Annotated in this window: 24 protein-coding genes; 12 read left to right on the plus strand and 12 right to left on the minus strand. The window is 63.1% G+C overall.

The features are described from left to right. Positions 1–892 precede the first annotated feature (892 nt). Both I1E95_RS07695 and I1E95_RS07700 read right to left on the minus strand, forming a co-directional pair. On the minus strand, positions 893–2,149 hold the full coding sequence (locus tag I1E95_RS07695) for an IS256 family transposase (protein WP_197161565.1): 1,257 nt from the start codon (positions 2,147–2,149) through the stop codon (positions 893–895). Between the two features lie 221 nt (positions 2,150–2,370). Then, on the minus strand, positions 2,371–2,637 hold the full coding sequence (locus I1E95_RS07700; protein ID WP_197166687.1) for a hypothetical protein: 267 nt from the start codon (positions 2,635–2,637) through the stop codon (positions 2,371–2,373). 42 nt (positions 2,638–2,679) lie between these two features. Here I1E95_RS07700 and I1E95_RS07705 point away from each other — a divergent pair, with 42 nt between their 5' ends. The 5 genes from I1E95_RS07705 to I1E95_RS07725 all read left to right on the plus strand — a co-directional run bounded on the left by I1E95_RS07705 (position 2,680) and on the right by I1E95_RS07725 (position 7,105). After that, a complete protein-coding gene (locus I1E95_RS07705; protein WP_197166689.1) occupies positions 2,680–3,090 on the plus strand; it encodes a hypothetical protein in 411 nt (136 codons plus the stop codon). A gap of 70 nt (positions 3,091–3,160) precedes the next feature. Continuing rightward, positions 3,161–3,925, plus strand: coding sequence for a hypothetical protein (locus I1E95_RS07710; RefSeq protein WP_197166690.1), 765 nt, complete (start codon positions 3,161–3,163; stop codon positions 3,923–3,925). Then, the gene (locus I1E95_RS07715) at positions 3,925–5,040 is read left to right on the plus strand and encodes a tetratricopeptide repeat protein (RefSeq protein ID WP_197166691.1); all 1,116 of its coding nucleotides are present in this window, start codon (positions 3,925–3,927) and stop codon (positions 5,038–5,040) included. The genes I1E95_RS07710 and I1E95_RS07715 overlap by 1 nt, the downstream gene beginning before the upstream one ends. Before the next feature lie 457 nt (positions 5,041–5,497). Next, a complete protein-coding gene (locus tag I1E95_RS07720) occupies positions 5,498–5,755 on the plus strand; it encodes a hypothetical protein (protein ID WP_197166692.1) in 258 nt (85 codons plus the stop codon). A 465-nt stretch (positions 5,756–6,220) separates the two neighbouring features. Then, on the plus strand, positions 6,221–7,105 hold the full coding sequence (locus I1E95_RS07725; RefSeq protein ID WP_231594932.1) for a hypothetical protein: 885 nt from the start codon (positions 6,221–6,223) through the stop codon (positions 7,103–7,105). Here the strand turns inward: I1E95_RS07725 and I1E95_RS07730 are convergent. Continuing rightward, positions 7,086–8,477 carry a DNA cytosine methyltransferase gene (locus tag I1E95_RS07730; protein ID WP_197166694.1) on the minus strand — a complete coding sequence of 464 codons (1,392 nt, stop codon included), beginning with the start codon at positions 8,475–8,477 and terminating at the stop codon, positions 7,086–7,088. The genes I1E95_RS07725 and I1E95_RS07730 overlap by 20 nt on opposite strands. A gap of 408 nt (positions 8,478–8,885) precedes the next feature. On the opposite strand from I1E95_RS07730, the gene I1E95_RS07735 reads away from it, so the two are divergent. Next, the gene (locus tag I1E95_RS07735) at positions 8,886–9,080 is read left to right on the plus strand and encodes a hypothetical protein (RefSeq protein WP_197166695.1); all 195 of its coding nucleotides are present in this window, start codon (positions 8,886–8,888) and stop codon (positions 9,078–9,080) included. Between the two features lie 304 nt (positions 9,081–9,384). On the opposite strand, the gene I1E95_RS16860 is transcribed toward I1E95_RS07735, so the two are convergent. Continuing rightward, on the minus strand, positions 9,385–9,585 hold the full coding sequence (locus I1E95_RS16860) for a hypothetical protein (protein WP_231594933.1): 201 nt from the start codon (positions 9,583–9,585) through the stop codon (positions 9,385–9,387). Between the two features lie 37 nt (positions 9,586–9,622). Here I1E95_RS16860 and I1E95_RS16865 point away from each other — a divergent pair, with 37 nt between their 5' ends. Continuing rightward, a complete protein-coding gene (locus I1E95_RS16865; RefSeq protein ID WP_231594934.1) occupies positions 9,623–9,841 on the plus strand; it encodes a sigma factor-like helix-turn-helix DNA-binding protein in 219 nt (72 codons plus the stop codon). Positions 9,842–9,852: 11 nt separating this feature from the next. Here the strand turns inward: I1E95_RS16865 and I1E95_RS07745 are convergent, their stop codons facing one another. The 7 genes from I1E95_RS07745 to I1E95_RS07775 all read right to left on the minus strand — a co-directional run bounded on the left by I1E95_RS07745 (position 9,853) and on the right by I1E95_RS07775 (position 14,265). After that, complete coding sequence (locus I1E95_RS07745; protein ID WP_197166696.1) at positions 9,853–10,047, minus strand: hypothetical protein; 195 nt, start codon at positions 10,045–10,047, stop codon at positions 9,853–9,855. A 3-nt stretch (positions 10,048–10,050) separates the two neighbouring features. Next, positions 10,051–11,100: a hypothetical protein gene (locus tag I1E95_RS07750; RefSeq protein ID WP_197166697.1), complete on the minus strand. Its 1,050-nt coding sequence runs from the start codon at positions 11,098–11,100 to the stop codon at positions 10,051–10,053. A gap of 12 nt (positions 11,101–11,112) precedes the next feature. Beyond that, entirely contained in the window at positions 11,113–11,790 is a 678-nt protein-coding gene (locus I1E95_RS07755; protein WP_197166699.1) for a hypothetical protein, read from the minus strand. 40 nt (positions 11,791–11,830) lie between these two features. Then, positions 11,831–12,073, minus strand: a complete 243-nt coding sequence (locus I1E95_RS07760; RefSeq protein WP_197166701.1) for a hypothetical protein — start codon at positions 12,071–12,073, stop codon at positions 11,831–11,833. 77 nt (positions 12,074–12,150) lie between these two features. Next, on the minus strand, positions 12,151–12,849 hold the full coding sequence (locus I1E95_RS07765; protein WP_197166703.1) for a hypothetical protein: 699 nt from the start codon (positions 12,847–12,849) through the stop codon (positions 12,151–12,153). Between the two features lie 10 nt (positions 12,850–12,859). After that, positions 12,860–13,294, minus strand: a complete 435-nt coding sequence (locus tag I1E95_RS07770; protein ID WP_197166705.1) for a hypothetical protein — start codon at positions 13,292–13,294, stop codon at positions 12,860–12,862. A 62-nt stretch (positions 13,295–13,356) separates the two neighbouring features. Next, the gene (locus I1E95_RS07775; protein WP_370594584.1) at positions 13,357–14,265 is read right to left on the minus strand and encodes a major capsid protein; all 909 of its coding nucleotides are present in this window, start codon (positions 14,263–14,265) and stop codon (positions 13,357–13,359) included. Between the two features lie 261 nt (positions 14,266–14,526). On the opposite strand from I1E95_RS07775, the gene I1E95_RS07780 reads away from it, so the two are divergent. From I1E95_RS07780 to I1E95_RS07800, 5 genes are all read left to right on the plus strand, one after another. Next, on the plus strand, positions 14,527–14,724 hold the full coding sequence (locus I1E95_RS07780) for a hypothetical protein (protein WP_197166709.1): 198 nt from the start codon (positions 14,527–14,529) through the stop codon (positions 14,722–14,724). Between the two features lie 97 nt (positions 14,725–14,821). Next, the gene (locus I1E95_RS07785; protein WP_197166711.1) at positions 14,822–15,565 is read left to right on the plus strand and encodes a L,D-transpeptidase; all 744 of its coding nucleotides are present in this window, start codon (positions 14,822–14,824) and stop codon (positions 15,563–15,565) included. Positions 15,566–15,619: 54 nt separating this feature from the next. After that, positions 15,620–15,886 (plus strand): hypothetical protein, encoded by a 267-nt coding sequence (locus I1E95_RS07790; protein ID WP_197166712.1) that lies wholly within the window; start codon positions 15,620–15,622, stop codon positions 15,884–15,886. A 115-nt stretch (positions 15,887–16,001) separates the two neighbouring features. Next, complete coding sequence (locus I1E95_RS07795) at positions 16,002–16,325, plus strand: hypothetical protein (protein WP_197166714.1); 324 nt, start codon at positions 16,002–16,004, stop codon at positions 16,323–16,325. A gap of 275 nt (positions 16,326–16,600) precedes the next feature. Next, positions 16,601–16,819 carry a hypothetical protein gene (locus I1E95_RS07800; protein ID WP_197166716.1) on the plus strand — a complete coding sequence of 73 codons (219 nt, stop codon included), beginning with the start codon at positions 16,601–16,603 and terminating at the stop codon, positions 16,817–16,819. A gap of 41 nt (positions 16,820–16,860) precedes the next feature. On the opposite strand, the gene I1E95_RS07805 is transcribed toward I1E95_RS07800, so the two are convergent. After that, the gene (locus tag I1E95_RS07805) at positions 16,861–17,136 is read right to left on the minus strand and encodes a hypothetical protein (protein ID WP_197166717.1); all 276 of its coding nucleotides are present in this window, start codon (positions 17,134–17,136) and stop codon (positions 16,861–16,863) included. Positions 17,137–17,155 lie beyond the last annotated feature (19 nt).

Below are 17,155 nucleotides of genomic sequence, written 5' to 3' on the forward strand. Positions count from 1 at the left end.
CGAGGCGTGAGCGGGGGATTGCCTGGCTGAACCACGAGGTTGGTCACGTTCACCTGGGTGGCTGCCCGACCCTCCACCCTATGGGCGCCGGAAGCAGAAGGCCTCTGACACAGAGGGCTTCGGCAGTAGAGATGGGGTCGAATTGCTGAACCGGTTGCAGCAGAGCGCCCCAAGATCCATTCACTTTTCGAGCAGGGTTGGTAGGACTACGAATCTTCTACTTCCTTGTGGAGATAGAGAATTTCTGGGGCTGGTCGATTTTTAGATGGCTTGATCGGGGCTGGCCGGATAATTTCAACGCGCCTGAAATAACCATATCTATCCGAATAGCAATCGGTCCAGACGATTGTCGCTTTAGGGCGGGGAGCTGGCTTTGGAGCCCATGGGAACCGCGGTCTACGTCCTTTGAGCCGGTTCCTAAGGATGCGTGCTGCTCTGGGGCCTCCTCCAACCTTGTTACCCCTCGATCCGCTTCTCATTGCCATGATTGTCCGCAACAACGGGCGGCCCTAAGTGCACAGCCAGGAATCAGGCAGATACTGGATTGCTGCACGCAGCCCTGTTCTCTAAGGCCCAGAGGGGGCGCAGGCATGGCACCAGGGAGTAAGCCATCACCCCAACAATAAGTGTGTTGGCCTGGAGGTAAGAAAACGAGCGGGGGCCTGATCACCCTGCTCCTGAGCATGCGCCTTGTTCGTAGGTAGCGCCCCTCCGAGTGGTGTAACTCAGGAGGTCCTGTGACCCTCTCCGGAGGGTGAACAGGAGCAGTCAGGGGATGACTGCTTGGAAGCTGATTGCGCAGCTCCATTGATCCATTATGAACCCTGATCGCTGAATTGGCAACTCAGCGATCGATGTGTTCTGTGTAGATCGAGGTAGAAGCTGGTGCGCTTCAGCTGATGGTTGCAGCCGGCTGGGCGTTCGGATCTGCATCGGTGAGCTCCAAGGGCTCTTCTGGCTCTGGGATCTTGGCCATGGTGGCCTCAGAGAAGAAGCGGCGACGCTCCAGCTGCCATTCCTCCTGCTGCTCCAGCAGCTGGCTGCCCACCAGGCGCACGATCGCTGGATCATTGGGGAAGATGCCGACCACGTTGGTGCGGCGTTTGATCTCCTTGTTGAGGCGCTCGAGCGGGTTGGTGCTCCAGACCTTGCGCCAGTGCTCCTGGGGGAAGTGCAGGAAGGCCAGCACGTCGTCCCGGGCGGCTTCCATCACGGGCACGGCGCCGGGGAACTGCTTGCGCAGCATCTCGGTGACCCGCTGCCAGTGGGCGCGCACCTGATCTGGAGCCTGGATCACGAACACCGCTTTCATGGCAGCGGCCACCATGTCCTGGCCGGCCTTGGGCACATGGCTCAGCAGGTTGCGCAGGAAGTGCACCCGGCACCTCTGCCAGCTACTGCCCTGGAACATCCGCTTGATCGCTGCCGTCAGGCCCAGGTGGGCATCCGAGATCACCAGGCGGGTGCCGTCGAGGCCACGCTCCTTGAGTGAGCCCAGGAACTGACGCCAGAAGCCCTCCGCCTCGCTGTCGCCCACGGCAATGCCGAGAACTTCGCGGTAGCCGAGGGCATTGATGCCGATCGCCACCACCACCGCCCGCGACACCACCTGCATATTTCGGCCCAGGCGGCCGTGGAGGTAGGTGGCGTCGAGGTAGACGTAGGGAAAGCGGGCATGGTCAAGCGGCCGGCCCAGAAAGGCTTTCACCTGCTCATCGAGCCCCTGGCAGATGCGGCTCACCTCCGATTTGGAGATGCCGCTGGCCCCGCCCAGCGCCTCCACCAGGGCGTCGACCTTGCGGGTGGAGATCCCGCCGGTGTAGGCCTCCATCACCACGGCGTAGAGCGCCTTGTCCACCCGGCGGCGTGGCTCCAGCCAGCTGGGAAAGAAGCTGCCCTGCCGCAACCTGGGAATGGCCAGGCTGAGGTCGCCCACCTGGGTGGTGAGCAGCCGCTCCCGGTAGCCGTTGCGATGGGTGGAGCGCTGATCGGGGCAGCGCTCATGGAGTTGAGCGCCCGTGAGGGCAGAAACCTCGGCTTCCAGCAGGTCCTGGAAACCCCGGCGCACGATCTCTGGGATCAGGGCGCCAGCGGTGGTGCCCTCCATGAGCTGGCTCAGCTCGGAGGCGCCACTATGGGTGAGGGTCATGGTCTGTGTTCGGTTTGGTGGTAGTTCTCCGAACAGGGTCACAGACCGGCCCACCCATTGCCACAGCTGAAATCTGAGGGAGGTGAGCCGTCAGCCCCGGCTACGCCGGGGCTGATCCTCCTGAGTTACACCACTTGCTGGGACGCCGCTTGTTCGTAGCCCTCCTATTCCTGTGCCGATCGGTGGCAGCTCAGCCTGGCTGGCTCGGATCGATTCAGGCGTCAGCCGACTCGTCGAGGCGTGAGCGGGGGGGTGCCGGGCTGAACCTCGAGGTTGGTCACGTTCACCTGGGTGGTGGCACCATCGGCCCAGCTCACCGTCGCCACCACCATCGGGCTGTTGGGGGTGATCGGTGCGATGGCGGTCACCGTGCCCCGCGCAAAGGGTCCGCTGCTGGTAGGGGCATCAGGGCCGCTCACCATCGCCATCGACTGCAGGAAGGCCCGGGAGAAGCGAACGGTGTCGCCGATCTGCAGGGGTGCGCTCACGGTGCTCTCTGGAGGGCGTTCCCCATCCTGGCTGGATCACGGATGCTGGGTGCACTGCCCACGCCCAGCCCTGCCGTGAAGGACATCCGGATCACCACCCAGGACGACCTGCCCGGGCCCGATGGCGATGAGCCCTACGACACGTTCGTCAACCAGACCGAGTACGGCAACGCCCGCTTCCTGCGCACCAACGTGCTCTCGGCCCGGCCCGACCTCAAGAAGTACACGTCCTTGCGGTTCCAGCAGGACGTCAAGCGCCATCCCGATGCCGCCGGGCCAGGGCAGGACGTGGTGCTGGTGTTCATGGAGGCCCAGGACCTGGAGCCACCGCTGACGCTGGTGTGCAGCGACCTGCACCTGGAGCTGGAGGGCTACCCGGTGGAGCAGGGGGCAGAGATCGAGATCCCGCTGCTGCCGCCCGGCAGCCGAGGGCCAGCTAAGGGTTTCGGCTGAGGAATCCAGCAAGGAGCGCGCCGCGGCTCTCGATACCGTGGGGCTGCTTCCTGCTTGTCCTGGCCCGGCGATGCCTGCCCATGCGCTCCTGCCGGCCGTGAACCGTCTGCTGCAGCAGGTGGAGGAGGCCAGTGGCCTGCCGGTGGCGGTGGCCCAGCAGAGCGACCTCAGCACCCTGGCCACGGTGCGGCCGGCCACGGAGGGATATCAGGCGCATCTGATCGCCTACCGCGATGCCGATGAGGCCAGCAGCTACCACGTGGCCTTTGAGGCCGCCCTGCTGCTTCGCATCGTGCAGGTGCCGCCCGAGAAGCGGGTGAACCTCACCGAGAAGCGGGAGGCCAGAGAGAAGGTGGTGGCCCAGGTGGAAAAGATGTTCAAGGGCTCCATCGGGCTGGCCCAGGCGCGGAAGGCCGGGCTGCGCTTCTACGACGGCCTGATGCTGCAGCTGCGCTCGATGGGTCCGGGGCTGTGGGCGGATCGCTGGCTGTTCGAGCAGATGCCGGAGCTGCGGGGCCTGCAGGCAGCAGTGCTGCAGGGCCAGGTGCAGCAGAACGTGCCCTGCCTCAATGCGGAGGTTGACAAGATGAGCCCCGCCGCGGTCGTGAAGGCCAGCCGGGCGATGAATGCGGCCCAGGCCTTCCAGACCGCTGAGCTGTTGGGCGTTCCGCCGCTGGCGATTCCGTACCAGGCGGCAGGGTTCGAGGCCCTGGCCAAGGAGCTGATCGCCATCACCCGCGCCGAGCCCGCCACGGCGGATCCAGATCGGGAGATCGTCGATGGCTGGGCCGAGAAGCTGGGCCTGAGCCGCTGGTACGTCTGGAAGACGCCCTGATGGAAGGCACTGCGTTCTCGATCGAAGAGGCCGGCTTTGATGCCTCGCTGCTGCCGGAGGGCAGCCGCACCCCTGGCACCGAGGCTTTCCACCGGGCGGTGACCGACTACTTCCAGTGCTCCTATGCCTCCATGGGCGGGCAGCTGTCGGTGGTGTTCGCTGCTGGACGCATCGAGGTGGCCTGGGAACCCACGGCGCCGGAGGCACCGGCGATGGCCTCCATCGGTCCACTGCTGCAGCAGCGCCGGTTCGATGAAGCCCGGCCGCTGCTGGAAACCCTGCTGCAGCTGCAGCCCGAGCACCCGGAGGCGCTCTACAACCTCGGCGTCCTCGCCAGCGAAGAGGGCAAGCCAGAGGAGGCCCGGCTGCTGCTGCGCCGAGCGGTGGTGGCGAACGCCGACGATGCCCACGCCCAGGCCAATGCCCAGGTGGCGCTGGCCCTGGCCGCGATGCGGCTGGGCGACAAGGCAGAGGCCCGCCAGGCGCTGGAGGCGGCGATCGATCTGGAGCCGCAGAACAGCTTTGCCCTGCGCAGCCTGGGAAGCCTGCTGGTGATCGCCGGTGCCTTCGCTGCCGGAGTGGCGCGGTTCCGCCAGGCCCTGCAGGTGGCGCCAGACGATCTGATCACCACCTTCAACCTGGCCCAGGCGCTGCTGGAGCTCGATCCAGACGAGCACCGCGACGAGGCCGATCGGCTGCTGTTGCAGGTGATCGAAGCCCAGCCCTACGGCGAGCTGGCGAACAAGGCCAAGGACCTGCGGGGCAGCATCGCCGCCCGCGATCTGCGCGCCGATCAGCCAGAGGGTTTGCGGCAGGACGCCGTGAGCTACTGCCTTCAGGCCCTGCAGCTGTTCGAAGGGATGGACCAGCAGTGCTTCATTGCCGTGCTCAGCGAGGTGGCGGCCGTCGGCCAGAGCGGGCTGCAGATCAATGAGCGCGGCACCGCCCGCACCCTCAAGAACCTCCCCGGCAGCTGGAGTGATCTGGCCCTCGCCTGCCTGATCCACGTGGGCATGAAGCGGCTGACACCCGATGAAGACTCAGGACTGGGCATCGAGGCGGAGTACCAGGAGGCGGTGCGGTTGCAAAGGTTCCGCAGGGAAGATGCCTCGTGACAGCCTCATAATATTTACAGTCAGCCTGATAAATCTCGCTTTCCCGCAAATAGGTTCTAAGATTTCGTGCTGCTCTTTTCTGACATAAGGGACTCCGACTGCGATCGATAAGTTATGGCATAAAGGTTCATTCGTTTGATAAGTAGAGTCGTTTATGCCTCCCGATTCTCAATACTTCTAGCAGGCAAGAGGCGCCCATTCACGAAGAAATCATCCTCGTTGCCGTTTAGAGTTTGGCCATCAGACTGAAATAGCCTAATGCAGTGGCCCGTTGCCAATGATTTTATATAGAAGTTAATCCCTGCCGGATCGCTGATAACTGGATACGATTCAGCTTGCCAATATACCTTCATTCCATCTTGGAGCGCCTTTACGATCTCTTGGGGTTTCATTGACATCACGTTAATTGTCCTACAATTATACACCAACGCCCAAGGGAGGCCCTGCCGTGGGAGCCATGTCTTTCGAGCAGTTTCAAGAATCAATGACGGTTGTCAGAGATCCATCTCAGCCTGAAGACGAGAAACTTCTTTGCTATGGTGGTTTTATTCATCAACCAAGCGCAGAACTTAACGTCGAAGAGATACTGCATATAGTGAGTCGAGGGGACGGGACTTTTTACCTGCAGATAGGCAACATTGAGTATGTTTCAGAATTGGCGGAGTTAGAACACATCCTTTACAAGTGGGCATTGGATGAATACTGGATAAATTGATTCTAGGCGCTCATATGTCGACAGATCCTATTCATTCAGCAGAAACCAACAGGCGCACTCCCTCCCCCTCAATAATACGTCTGTACTGATGGCGCCTCATGGTCAGCGCCTTTAGACTTTTTCAAACACGCGAGATTGATGGATCAAAAAAGTCCAGCATCGATCGCACGCCTGCGCGGGTACTCAACTCGCCCCAAGGGATTTCCAATAATAAAGACAATTACTCAGTCCGAGTTTGACCGTGGATACCTTTACGTGTCATCGGGTGATTTTATAATGTCGCATTTTCACGCCAACAGCTTTGACGTGAACTTTTTAGGAACGCTGGTTCGTTCGAAATCAATCGTAAGGGGGAGGGTGATTATCGGCAGGGAAACTATGCGATCTCGCGCGCGCCCTCAAATGGTTATACGCATTGAGCCATCTGAAGGCGATTGCCTTTCTATAAGTGAGGAGACGGATTAGATGTTTTATATACACGAGCCGCTAAAGGCGTTCAGCATTACTGAAAGGAGTCTTGTGTCACCGTTGCTGATTCGCAAGATTAGCTCATTGGGCGGCATTGATAAACTTGAGGAAGAGCACTGGACTTCAATTTATTGCGAGATCAAGAATATACCCTTCCAGTCTTTTAGCAATGTTTTTGGCAACGACATTGAGCTTTCCGATGGGTCCGTTGTCGAAATGAAGTGCATTAGAGTCGGGAGTCTTGAGGACAAGAAGTGGATTATGCATCCCTCCCTTACAAGGGTGGTTCCAGAGTGGTCTACTAGTGATTCGGCTCAGGACAATATGTTTATGATAGTAAATGCATACAATGATCTTATATCTAAGACATTTCGGGGGAAGCCAGCCAGATGGGGGATTCTTCTCTATCTTGGAGACTTTTCATCCTTTATGTACTTCGAATATCCAATCAAGCAGCTAGATCCAAGCCGGCTGGTTGCGCGTTATAGATCAGTAGAGCGCATTAAGGTATCCAGGCGCTCCACTACTAATCTCTGGGTTTACGACGGCGGCAATAAGATCATGTCTATTACTTCACCCAAGGCGGGGATGAAGATACAACCCTATTTCTATGTTCCGGCTCAACATCCAGAGAGATATGTTTTTGATCTTCGGTCGCAGCCAGTTCCTATCGAAAAAAGCATTCAGAGATTAATAGCCATGAAAGCCGAGAAGGACAGTTGTTCTCATGATCAAGTAATTGCATCAATCTTGAACCAACAGCATTCCGACTCAAGCGAAGAGTTTGTTGCCGAGCCCTCGGTCACATTTGAAGTCGTTCAAAAGCTTGGTGGAATTGGGTCTGATTGGAAGACTTCCCTGATCAGGCGGCTAACGGAGTGAGGTTCGCAAGATTCAGAGTCTTTATTGTTTCGCTTCCATCAACGAAACAAGGTGAACCTGCGATTAGTGATGCTACAGCTTTACCTAGTACTGGCGGAACAGCGTTCCCTATTTGAAAGACTCTTTCCATCCGTGTACCACTGACTGCCCAGTCAAGCGGGAATGTCTGCAATGCAAGAAGTGCTTCATCGCTGAGGAATTCATACGTAACATCTAGCTGATTTCCCTTTCCTAACCTATTGCCAAGTGTATGCCACTGTTGCAACCTGATTTGCGCATCTGGGACTCCATTGGGAGCTATTGCGAGCTTTGCTGCTTGATGGGCACCAATCGTTGGTGCTGGTTGATCAAGCGTCCAGGTAACCGGTTCATCATGTGGTCTCACTACATTTCTCAACCACAGACATGCCTTTGGACTAGATATAGCTTCGCTATGCTGATTGCATTGAATGAGTGCCTCGCGAAGTGATTTGGGTTGTGTTTTGAGCGGTATTATGGGATTTGACTTGGGCAGTTCCGCCTGAAACAGCGAGTTCTGCACGAACTCCTGCTTCTCAGTATCGTGACTTGACGCGATGAAGGGCATATCATGCCTTGAGAAAATCATCAACATTCTTTCGCGCCGCTGAGCAGCGCCAAAGAAAACAGAATTCCATACCGAATAACTGCATCGATATCCTTGCCAGGTAAATTCATTTTCAATCAGCTGCATGGCTCCACCTTTGTGTGCCTTAGCTGATATAAATTGCTTCGTACTGGAGCTGTTGCATTTTGGGCAAACCTCGGCTGCTTCATCTTCTGCAAGAAGTGCTGGCATCCACTGATTATCGCAATCGAGACATTTTGTTTTCCAGATGTCCGCTCGACTGCTGAGAATTCCCTTTACGTTTTCCAGTAATACATATCTAGGCCGAACAATGCTGACGATGCGAGCAAACTCAACGAATAGCATGCCTCTTTTGTCATACACGCTTTGTCGTTGTCCGCTCATAGAAAAGCTTTGGCAGGGCGGTCCTCCGAACACAAGGTCAACATCTCTCCCCCTCGTTAGACGGCCGAGATTTTTGCGGTCTAAACTCGCTATATCGCGATCATATACAAGCGTGTCTTTGCAGTATCTGCCGGTATTGACATTGTCGCGAAGAGCAATCCAGTGCGGACGACTGGCCTGTCGCCTGCTTTTGCTTTTTTCATGCTGGCGAATTAGCGTGATTAGCTTTTCTTGTTGTCTTGCAAACCGCCGGTTAATTCGTAGGCTCCTGCATGCATGAGGGTTTAGCTCAACAGCTCCAAGTATGTTAAAGCCGGCCATTTCCACGCCAATATCCAGGCCTCCTAATCCTGAGAAGAGGCTGAGTGCGGTTGGCTTCATGCGGGGGGGCCCAGCCGGAATCTCGGTCTATTGTAGCGCTGCTTCCCGCGTCCGCTAGTGGGCGGGCCAATGCGAAGTCGCGATGATCCTGCTTCTCTGTCATTCGGATGCGATGGCACATTATTCTCGATCTTATTCGATATAAAAACTACCGCGATATTGGCGATGATAGCAATTTCTTTGATTTCTGCTGAGCACTTGTTAGCTAGATGAAGGCGGAGCCGGCCATCGGCAGAGCGAAGCTGTGTTTGCTGCTGCCTGCTGAGGCCCTCTAACTCCGATGAACCGTTGAAGTGAGCACCAATATTTTCCGATCTTGACTCAGTAGCGAAATCCTTGCATTGATGATCTTTGTGGGTGTTTGCGAGATGTGTGCTACTGATAATTCCTAGAGCAATAGCCTCTGCCTTGGTCCTGGCCGCCATTGATCTTGCAGAGCAGTCAGCCACCACCTGCTTCATGGATGCAGGTCGTCTGGTTTTGCAAGTGCCGATGGGTGCAAGCCCGATGGTGTTACCCACTGCGGCCTCTGTCGCCATCCATTCGGCTGTGCAGGCCCGCACGAAAAACAGCCCGGGCGAGAAGGAGCATAAGGCCGCCTGACTCTGAGTTGGTGTGGGTGTGTCGGGACTGACAATGCATTGGCCACCGAGCCGGCCCAGACCCACCGTATCCCGCGACCAGTCCTCGCGCCGCGTCAAGGATCGGGCCAGGCGCCCTCCGGTGTCGGGCGTCCTTGCCACGGCGCTGCGGCCGGCTGGTGGGGGTGGGGTTCTCCGCCGTCCTGCTGATGGCTTCCCCCGCTTCCTCCCGCCGCCGCCAACAGGGTCCTGCCCGCCAGGCTGCTGTCCTGCGTGCCCGTAATGCCCTGGTGCTGCAGCACCTGCCGCTGGCCGATGCCATCGCCTCAGCCACCGCCCGGCACCTGTTCCCGCTGGTGGAGCGGGAGGATCTGATCCATGTGGCCCGAGAGGCCCTGGTCCGCTCCGCTCCCCGCTGCAGAGCAGGTGAGCCCGCGGGGCCCGATCTGCGCCGCTGCATCAGCGGGGCCCTGCAGCACCACCTCCGCGATCGCTTCCGCCTGGTGCGCATCTCCCGCCTGGAGCACGAAAAGGGCACCTGGCCGCTCGGCCACAGCAGCCTCGATGCCCCCGTCGCTCGAGGCCTCCCTCGCCGGGCCGGCCCTGGAGCAGCTGGTGGAGCAGCTGCCGGCGGTTCAGGCCAAGGCCTTGCGGCTCACGGTCTGCGAGGGCCTCTCCCTGCGAGCCGCCGCGGCGCAGCTGCAGATCAGCCCGATGGCGGTGCAGCGGGCTCAGAAGAAGGCCCTCGCTGCTCTCAGCCAGCAGCTGGTGGGGGCGGGCTGAGGCCCCTTAGCTCAGGCCTGCTCGACAACCAGCGTGGAGAGCGGCCACCAGCCGGTGCCGCCTTCGTCGTAGGCCAACTCCACCATCGGATCGGCTTCGGGGGTCTCGGCTGCAAGGCTGAGCACCGTGGCGCCGGTCTCTGGGCTGATCAGATCCCGCCAGCAGCGCGAGCCAATCGCCGGCAGGGGGGTGGGGCTGGAGGTCATGGCTCAGGGGCTCACCATCACCCGGTTGCCAGTGCCGCTGTTGCTCACCGCCGCGAACTGCCTGTGCTGGGGCGACCAGCAGAGCGAGCGCCAGCCCAGATCAGCCGGGGAGCTGCGCACGGTCCAGATGATGGCATCGGGGCTGGTCATGATCCGGTTGCCGGTGCCGCTGCTGGCCACGGCCACCAAGAGCTCCCGCTGCGGCGACCAGCAGAGGGAGGTCCAGGCGTTGTTGGCCGCCGAGCTGCGGCTGCTCCAGCTGAGGCCATCCGGGGAGGTCATCACCCGGTTCCCCTTGCCGCTGCTGCTCACCGCCACCAGCAGACCCAGCTCTGCCGCCCAGCAGATCGCCGTCCAGCTGTTGGTTGCAGCGGCTGTGCGCAGCGTCCAGTTGCGGCCATTGGCTGAGGTCATCACCCGCTGGCTCCCGCCCGTGCTGCTCACCGCCACGAACAGGCCCAGTTGCGGCGCCCAGCAGAGAGAGCGCCACTCCTGATCCGCGGCAGCCGGGCCGGCTGTCCAGTTGAGGCCATCGCTGCTGGTCATCACCCGATTGCCCGTGCCTGAAATGGCGACGGCCACCAGCAGGCCCAACTCGGGCGACCAGCAGATCGAAGTCCAGCTGTTGTCGGCCGGTGTCTGGCGAAGGGTCCAGCTGCGGCCATCCGGCGAGGTCATCACCCTCTGGCCGGTCCCGCTGTCGCTGACGGCGACAAACAGCCCCAGCTCGGCGGCCCAGCAGAGGGCCACCCAGTTCTGATCGGCGGCCGCAGGTTGGGTGCTCCAGCGGATGCCATCGCTGGAGGTCATCACCCGGTTGCCGCTGCCGCTGTTGGCCACGCAGGCGTACAGGCGCAGTTCCGGCGACCAGCAGATCGCCTGCCAGCTGTTGTCCGCCGCCGAGCGCACGGTCGACCAGAGCACGCCGCTGATTCCCAGCACCGGCGGCGGGCTCAGGAGGTCTGCCATCGCCGCTGCCTGCAGCTGGTAGGTGCCGGCCTGGAGCCCAGAGGGGCGGGTAATGGCGAGCAGGTCGCCTGGTTGGAGGGTCATCAGCTGCGGCGATCAGGGCAGGGCCGGCAAGGTGCTCAGGTCCAGCGGCATGTAGTCCCCGGCCGGTTGGGCGGTGGCCATCGCCGCTTTGAGGGCGGCAGCATCCACAGCGGCGCCCTCGGTGCCGGCGGTGAGGTCGTCGCCGCTGGCCAGCCGCAACACACCGGCTCTCTCGGTGGTGGCTGGATCAACGCTGAGCAGGGGTTGGGCTGGATCGCTCTCATCAATGGCCAGTGGTGCGGCCACCTGGATGCGGATCACGCCGGCGCCATCGGGCCCCAGGGCGGCGTTGGCGCTCCAGTTGCTGCCGTCAAACAGCAGCAGGCCACCCTGGGCGATCTGCTGGCCAGCGAGGCCGCTCCAGCTCTCGAGGGCAATACCGGAAGCACTGACCAGGTACACATCCCCCGCGGCAGCCCCAGCCGGTGCCTCGGTGGTGGTGGGGTCGATCGCGCCCCTGTAGGTGAGGGCGCCGGGGATGGCGGCATGAAGGGTGCCGTCGGCATCCACCGAGAGGTTGGTGCCGGGCTTGATCGCACCGATTGCCACCGCCGTGGCTGGGCTGAGCATGAACGCCTTGACCTCATCAGCAGTGGCCCGATAGGGCGTGCTGCCGCGCTGCACCAGCAGCAGGTCGGTGGGCTGAGGCAGGGAGCGGCCGGTGGTGCGGCTCTCGGTGGCGGTGGCCATGGCGATCAGTTCAGAAGGGGAAGGCGGTTGAGACGAGGGATCAGGGAGGCAGGGGGCTGAGCAGGCGCAGGTCCAGCGCGATCACCACCACTCCCTCGCCGGCGGCAGCACTGAGCAGCGGCGCCAGGGCCTGCACTGCGCTGACACCCCCGGAAGGGGGTGGTTCAGGGGTGCCGCCGTCCTGCAGCTGGGCCTGTCCCAGGAAAATCACCCCCTGCGGCCGACTGCTGCTGCGGCACTGGGCCGTCAGCTGGGCCAGCACAGCCGGATCGGGAGTGGCCATCGGCGCCAGGGCAGTGCTGCTGAGCTGTTGCCAGCCCCCAGCCAGGAATGCGCTGGCTGAGGCACCGCTGGCCCGCGTCAGAGCAGGGCATCCCCCAGCTCCAGGGCCGCGAGATCAGCAGGATCGCTGCTGGCAACACCCGTGCCGTCGCTGGTGGGCATGCTGCTGCCGCTGGCCTGGGCTTCCAGCGCCGTGGCTTGCTCCACGAGCTCAGCCTTGGTCTGGCTGCCATCGAGCTCCACGCCGTAGACGGTGGAGCAGAACTCGACGATCTGGGCCTTGGTCATCGCCTGGAAGTCGGTGGGCTGTGAGGCCAGCAGGGCCTCGCCACCATCGGTGGTGGTCTCCAACGGGTCGTCGGTAGGAGTGGGCTCATCGGGTGCCGGCGCGGGCTCCGTCACTTCTGGTTGCTCGGGCTCGAGGTCGAGTGCATCCACCAGCTCCGGTTCCGGCGCGTTGTCCCCGGCATCAACCGGGGTCGGCTCATCGCCACCACTGGCGGGGCTGAGCAACTGCCAGCCCAGGGCCTGCCAGCCGGCCAGGTGCACCGGCCAGATCGAGCGGGTCCCACCGTCCTTGCCGATCAGCAGCTGGCTCGGAGGCAGCAGGGATGCATCGCCCACACCTGGATCAGGGGTGACGCTGAGCCGTTGCTCCGGGCCCGAGAGGCGAACAGGCGTGGAGGAGGGGTTGCTGCTGTCAAAGGGTTGCAGCAGCTCCAGCGGCAGAGCCTCAGCCCCGGCCGCCACGTTGAGGGTGTCGATTGGGTTGCCCATGGCGCTCACCTCACAGCCCCTGGTTGGCAGTGAGCGCCACGGTCATCCCCACCGGCGTGGCGGGAGAGACCGTCGCCCGCGCCAGCCGCAGGCAGGGCGGGGTGATCAGCGTGCTGTCGGCCGGGTTGATCAGCAGGGCGGCGCCGCTGATGATCGCCTCCACCTTGCCGCCAGCGGCGGGGATGGCGACGGCCGCGGCGGTGATCCAACTGCCGGCGTTGCCATCGGCCAGCAGCGGCGCCAGCTCCAGCGTCACCGTCACGGCCTCGCTGTGGCCGGGGTGGGAGGCCACGAGCACAACGGAGCTGGCGGCATCGAGATCGGTGCCGAGGTTGACGACATCACCGCTACTGCGGGTGTGTTCGTAGCAGTCGGTGGCGGAGTGGTTGATCCAGCCGACGAGCACCGTCTGGGCGTCGAGCAGCCGGGTGGCTTGAGAGGTCATCAGGGATCTCCTGTGCGAAAGGGATGAATGGGTTTGGGCTGTCCTCCGGGTTGAGGCGTGACTCAGGGCAGCACCAGCGGCATGGGCGCCACGTTGAACAGGCGCGCTGCCGCCTTGCGGTTGCAGACGGCAAAGCCGACGTACCAATCGACCCGCGTGCGGAACACCGGTGCGTCGTGCACCTCGCCGAAGTCCCGCACCGAGATGCCGTAGCGACCCTCGAACGGCCCCTGCAGGCCGCAGACCGCCGCATCACCCAGCACGCAGCAGTAGATCGAGGTGGTGTCCCCCGGTTCGTCGTAGCCGAGTACCGCGTTGCCCTCGGCGTCCTCTTCCACCAGCAGGATCTCCACCCCCTCGAAGTAGTGCCGGCTGTCGATCACCTCATAGAGGTCGCCGCCGGCCTGGCGGGAGGCGGTGCTGATCTGGCGGCGGGCCGCCTTGCTGGCGATCAGCACCTTGTCGCCGCCGTAGCCGATCACGCTGTCGGTGAGCGCCTCCAGCGCCAGCAGGTTCAGCGTGCTGCCGCCGTTGTCGATCGTCTGGTCGTCTCCAGGTGTCAGCCGCTTGCTCAGCCCGTTGAACGCCCGCGGATCGAAGGTGTCATCGCCGTTGATGATCGCCGCCTCAAGCGTCAGCCGCATCGAGCGCACCTTCATCTCGGTCTGGGCAGCGCGGGCCTCAGGACCCTGCAGGTCCACGATCGAGCGGTCCACATCCAGGTCTCCCCCGAACAGGTGCACGAACTCCGAATCGGAGTTGATGACGCCGTAGCTCTGGCGGTAGCCCTCGTTGACGGCCCGGAAACCGACGCGGGGCAGCTTGGTCTCTGCCGGGAAGCTCAGGGAGCCGCCCACGAGGTTGCGGAAGGGCAGGCGGCGCAGCAGCTCCCCTTCCGCGAAGGTCTTGAGCACCGCCAACTGTTCAGCGCGGCGGGCGTATTTCTGCGCCTCGATCAAGGTCAGGCCCAAGGGCACGCTCCAGGGGCCTGGCCCCAGTGACAACAACAGCTGTTGCCAGGTGTCCCCACGCCCCAACCACCGAGGAGACAGAACCGTGGTGGCCCAGCTCCTGGTGGAGCGGCTACGCGCAGCCCTCCTCATGGTCCGGGCGGCCTCAAGGGCTGCGCAAGTCAGCCGGACTGGTGCGTTGGCTTCGCTGCGCTCCGCATTGCAGAGGGGGCTGCCCCTTGACCCCGCCCGGCCTGCTTCGGGGTCTCCGCTACGCCTGCCATGGCTTCCGCATCCCGGATCCGCGCCTTCCAGCTCCTGAGCTCCCGCACCCTGGAGTGCCTGTGCGAGGAGGCATCGGCCCACCGCCCGGCTCCTCTTGAGCGGCTGGAGCGCCTCTGCGCCGATCTGCTCTTCGATCGCCAGCTCCTCAATCCTCATCGGGTGAGCTCCTTCCCCGAAAGCGAGCTGCCCTTCTGAGAGAGGCGGCCCCGGCTGCGGCTGGGGCGCTCTCGTTTTGCCCGTAGCCGACGGCCCCAAGCCGGCACTGGCAACAGGGCTCAGCAGCACCAAGCCCATGGCCAGCCCCATGACCCCCGAGCGGTTCCAGGACCGCTTTGAAGCCTTCCGCGGTGAACCCCAGCAGGTTTCCGGCGTCTGGACCCTGCATGCCGCGATCGCTGCACTTCCCGGCAGCGAGACCGTCCTCGATGAGCAGGCCCCCTGGGCGCTCACCTTCAGCCAGAAACCCGCTGCGCCCCCGGCGCCGGCAGTCCCCAGCGGCGGCCTCGATCCCCGCGGTTCAGAGGAAGTCGGCATGGCCGGCCCCCAGAAGGCTGCCCCGGTCCAGCCCGGCGACACCTACCTGCTGGTGAATGACCGGGACCAGGACATGGAGGCCTACGACCACACCGGGGCCTTCCTCTGGACAATCCCCTGCCTGGCCCGCGGCCAGGGCGCCGACACCGACTGGAGCCACAACAGCACTGACACCCCGCCAGGCCTCTACAAGCTCGGCCAGCTCTACGCCGACTACGAGCAGAACCCCAACCCGCCCTGCTCCGACACCGCCATGGGCTACGGCTGGTACTCCTTCGACATGGAGGAGCTGGAGAACCAGGAGGTGGCCGTTGGCCGGGCCGGGATCATGCTCCATGGCGGCGGCTCGGCCTGCGGCTGGCCCGGGGCTTGGGCACCGCAGCAGCCCCTGCACCCCACCCTCGGTTGCGTACGCCTGCACAACGCCGATCTGCGCGACAAGGTGCTGCCCCTCTACCGCCAGGGCACCGTCTATGTGGGGGTCTTCCAGGAAAAAAAGTGACGCCGGGGCTGGTGCTGCCACCGGCTGGGGCCTGATCGCGACGGAGGAGCGGCGATGCAAGCCAACCCAGCACCCCGACCGCCCAAGCCGCCGTTCGACCGCGAACGGTTTGTGTTCAAGATCCTGGCGGTGGTGATCGGCACCCAGCTGCTGATCTATTCCCTCGCCGCTGGGGTCTGCGGCCAGCGGGCGATGGAGGGCAGGCCGATCGGCCAGATCTGCCCCGGCACGTTGGAGCAGCTGCAGGGCGGCTTTGATTCCACCCTCAAGTTGCTGCTGGCTCTGCTGGGTGGAGCAGCGCTGACGCGCATGGACCGGTAACGCCTGGGAGCGGGAGGAGGGCTTGCTCCGGGCCTCTCCAGTCTGAGGCCCGTCCTGCAGTCGGGCCTCCGCTGGGATCGGTCCCGTCGCTGCGCCACACCTGGCGCCGATCGTCATGGCCACGCTCTCATCTGCCGCTTCTCCTTTCTGCAGGCCAGAAGAGGATCCGTTCCTGCTGCTCGAATCCACGCTGCGCTCGGTGGAGGAGATCCTGCTGCGTCGTCGTGGGCTGCCGCTGCGCCGCACCTGGATCGAGCAGCCCTATGGAGAAGAGGAAATCACCCTGCTGGAGGAGGAGGTGATTCCGGCGATCCGGCAGTGTCTGGCACGGGTCGATGAGCTGGATGAGCGGCTTTTGGCCCAGCAGGAGCTGATGCAGCGCTGTGAGCTCGAGCTGCAGCGCCAGCCACTGTCTGTGCAGAAGCTGCAGATGGTCTGAGCGCCATGGATTGGGGGCTGCAACTGCGGCCCCCTTGCCTGTCTCTCGATCCCAGGGTTGGTGGAGCAGCTCCACTGCTCGGGCGCGGTGGGCGTTCAGCACGGAGTTGCATCCATGCCCGTGGGGCGTGGCTGGCCGGGCGAAGCGAAACCCCTCCGCAGCCTGCCCCTGCGGCTTGCGCTGGCCAGGGCTGACGCGAGGCTCGCTGGGGCTCGCCCCTGGCCAGCACTGCGCCTGCAGGGCGTCTGGTCGGTGTTCTCCGCTCCACCCCAGCCATGGCCACTCCCCAAGGCCCCGTCTGCGAAGTCCGCCTGCTTGTGGTTCACCGCTATCAGCCAGGAGTCCAGAAGCTCGGCACCACCCCCTGTGAGGTCGAGTTCTTGGGCCGCCGCGGCAAGCCCGTCAAGAAGATGCGGCTGATCCCCGCCGAGAAGGCGTTCGCCTTTGCCCGCAAGCTGCAGGGCACACCCGGCTGCACCGTCTCGGTCTGCTGAGCCTGGGGGCTCAGGCCCGGCTGCCGGTTGGTGGCCGGGCCTTACAGCCAATGGCGGTAGGCACTCCGCTGCCGGCGGGCCCTGGCTTTGGAGCGAGCACTGCCGAACTGAGGACTGCTGCCGTCACGGCGACGGCGCACCCAGACGCCACGGCGAATGAGCTGGCTGTCCTGGGGATTGGCCCGACGGGCGGCCACGATCGCCCCATAGCCCCGTTTCTGCTGGCGTTGAGCACGGGAGCGGGCCTGGCTGGCGCTGGCGGCCGGCACCACCGTGGCGGTGGATCGGTTGCGCCAGAACACCAGATACCAGGCCATCGCTCTACCGGCAGGGTGA

This window comes from Synechococcus sp. CBW1107 (assembly GCF_015841355.1).
In the GTDB taxonomy this organism is placed as follows: domain Bacteria; phylum Cyanobacteriota; class Cyanobacteriia; order PCC-6307; family Cyanobiaceae; genus Regnicoccus_A.

Bases quoted from the DNA above. Each gene is read 5' to 3' on its own strand.
- I1E95_RS07805 (WP_197166717.1), bottom strand. From the start codon at position 17,136: ATGGCCTGGTATCTGGTGTTCTGGCGCAACCGATCCACCGCCACGGTG.
- I1E95_RS07745 (WP_197166696.1), bottom strand. From the start codon at position 10,047: ATGACCTCCAGCCCCACCCCCCTGCCGGCGATTGGCTCGCGCTGCTGG.
- I1E95_RS16865 (WP_231594934.1), top strand. From the start codon at position 9,623: ATGCCCCCGTCGCTCGAGGCCTCCCTCGCCGGGCCGGCCCTGGAGCAG.
- I1E95_RS07780 (WP_197166709.1), top strand. From the start codon at position 14,527: ATGGCTTCCGCATCCCGGATCCGCGCCTTCCAGCTCCTGAGCTCCCGC.
- I1E95_RS07790 (WP_197166712.1), top strand. From the start codon at position 15,620: ATGCAAGCCAACCCAGCACCCCGACCGCCCAAGCCGCCGTTCGACCGC.
- I1E95_RS07715 (WP_197166691.1), top strand. From the start codon at position 3,925: ATGGAAGGCACTGCGTTCTCGATCGAAGAGGCCGGCTTTGATGCCTCG.
- I1E95_RS07760 (WP_197166701.1), bottom strand. From the start codon at position 12,073: ATGGCCACTCCCGATCCGGCTGTGCTGGCCCAGCTGACGGCCCAGTGC.
- I1E95_RS07755 (WP_197166699.1), bottom strand. From the start codon at position 11,790: ATGGCCACCGCCACCGAGAGCCGCACCACCGGCCGCTCCCTGCCTCAG.
- I1E95_RS07705 (WP_197166689.1), top strand. From the start codon at position 2,680: ATGCTGGGTGCACTGCCCACGCCCAGCCCTGCCGTGAAGGACATCCGG.
- I1E95_RS07795 (WP_197166714.1), top strand. From the start codon at position 16,002: ATGGCCACGCTCTCATCTGCCGCTTCTCCTTTCTGCAGGCCAGAAGAG.
- I1E95_RS07765 (WP_197166703.1), bottom strand. From the start codon at position 12,849: ATGGGCAACCCAATCGACACCCTCAACGTGGCGGCCGGGGCTGAGGCT.
- I1E95_RS07785 (WP_197166711.1), top strand. From the start codon at position 14,822: ATGGCCAGCCCCATGACCCCCGAGCGGTTCCAGGACCGCTTTGAAGCC.
- I1E95_RS07710 (WP_197166690.1), top strand. From the start codon at position 3,161: ATGCCTGCCCATGCGCTCCTGCCGGCCGTGAACCGTCTGCTGCAGCAG.
- I1E95_RS07800 (WP_197166716.1), top strand. From the start codon at position 16,601: ATGGCCACTCCCCAAGGCCCCGTCTGCGAAGTCCGCCTGCTTGTGGTT.
- I1E95_RS07695 (WP_197161565.1), bottom strand. From the start codon at position 2,149: ATGACCCTCACCCATAGTGGCGCCTCCGAGCTGAGCCAGCTCATGGAG.
- I1E95_RS07770 (WP_197166705.1), bottom strand. From the start codon at position 13,294: ATGACCTCTCAAGCCACCCGGCTGCTCGACGCCCAGACGGTGCTCGTC.
- I1E95_RS07720 (WP_197166692.1), top strand. From the start codon at position 5,498: ATGTCTTTCGAGCAGTTTCAAGAATCAATGACGGTTGTCAGAGATCCA.
- I1E95_RS07730 (WP_197166694.1), bottom strand. From the start codon at position 8,477: ATGAAGCCAACCGCACTCAGCCTCTTCTCAGGATTAGGAGGCCTGGAT.
- I1E95_RS07725 (WP_231594932.1), top strand. From the start codon at position 6,221: ATGTTTTATATACACGAGCCGCTAAAGGCGTTCAGCATTACTGAAAGG.
- I1E95_RS07750 (WP_197166697.1), bottom strand. From the start codon at position 11,100: ATGACCCTCCAACCAGGCGACCTGCTCGCCATTACCCGCCCCTCTGGG.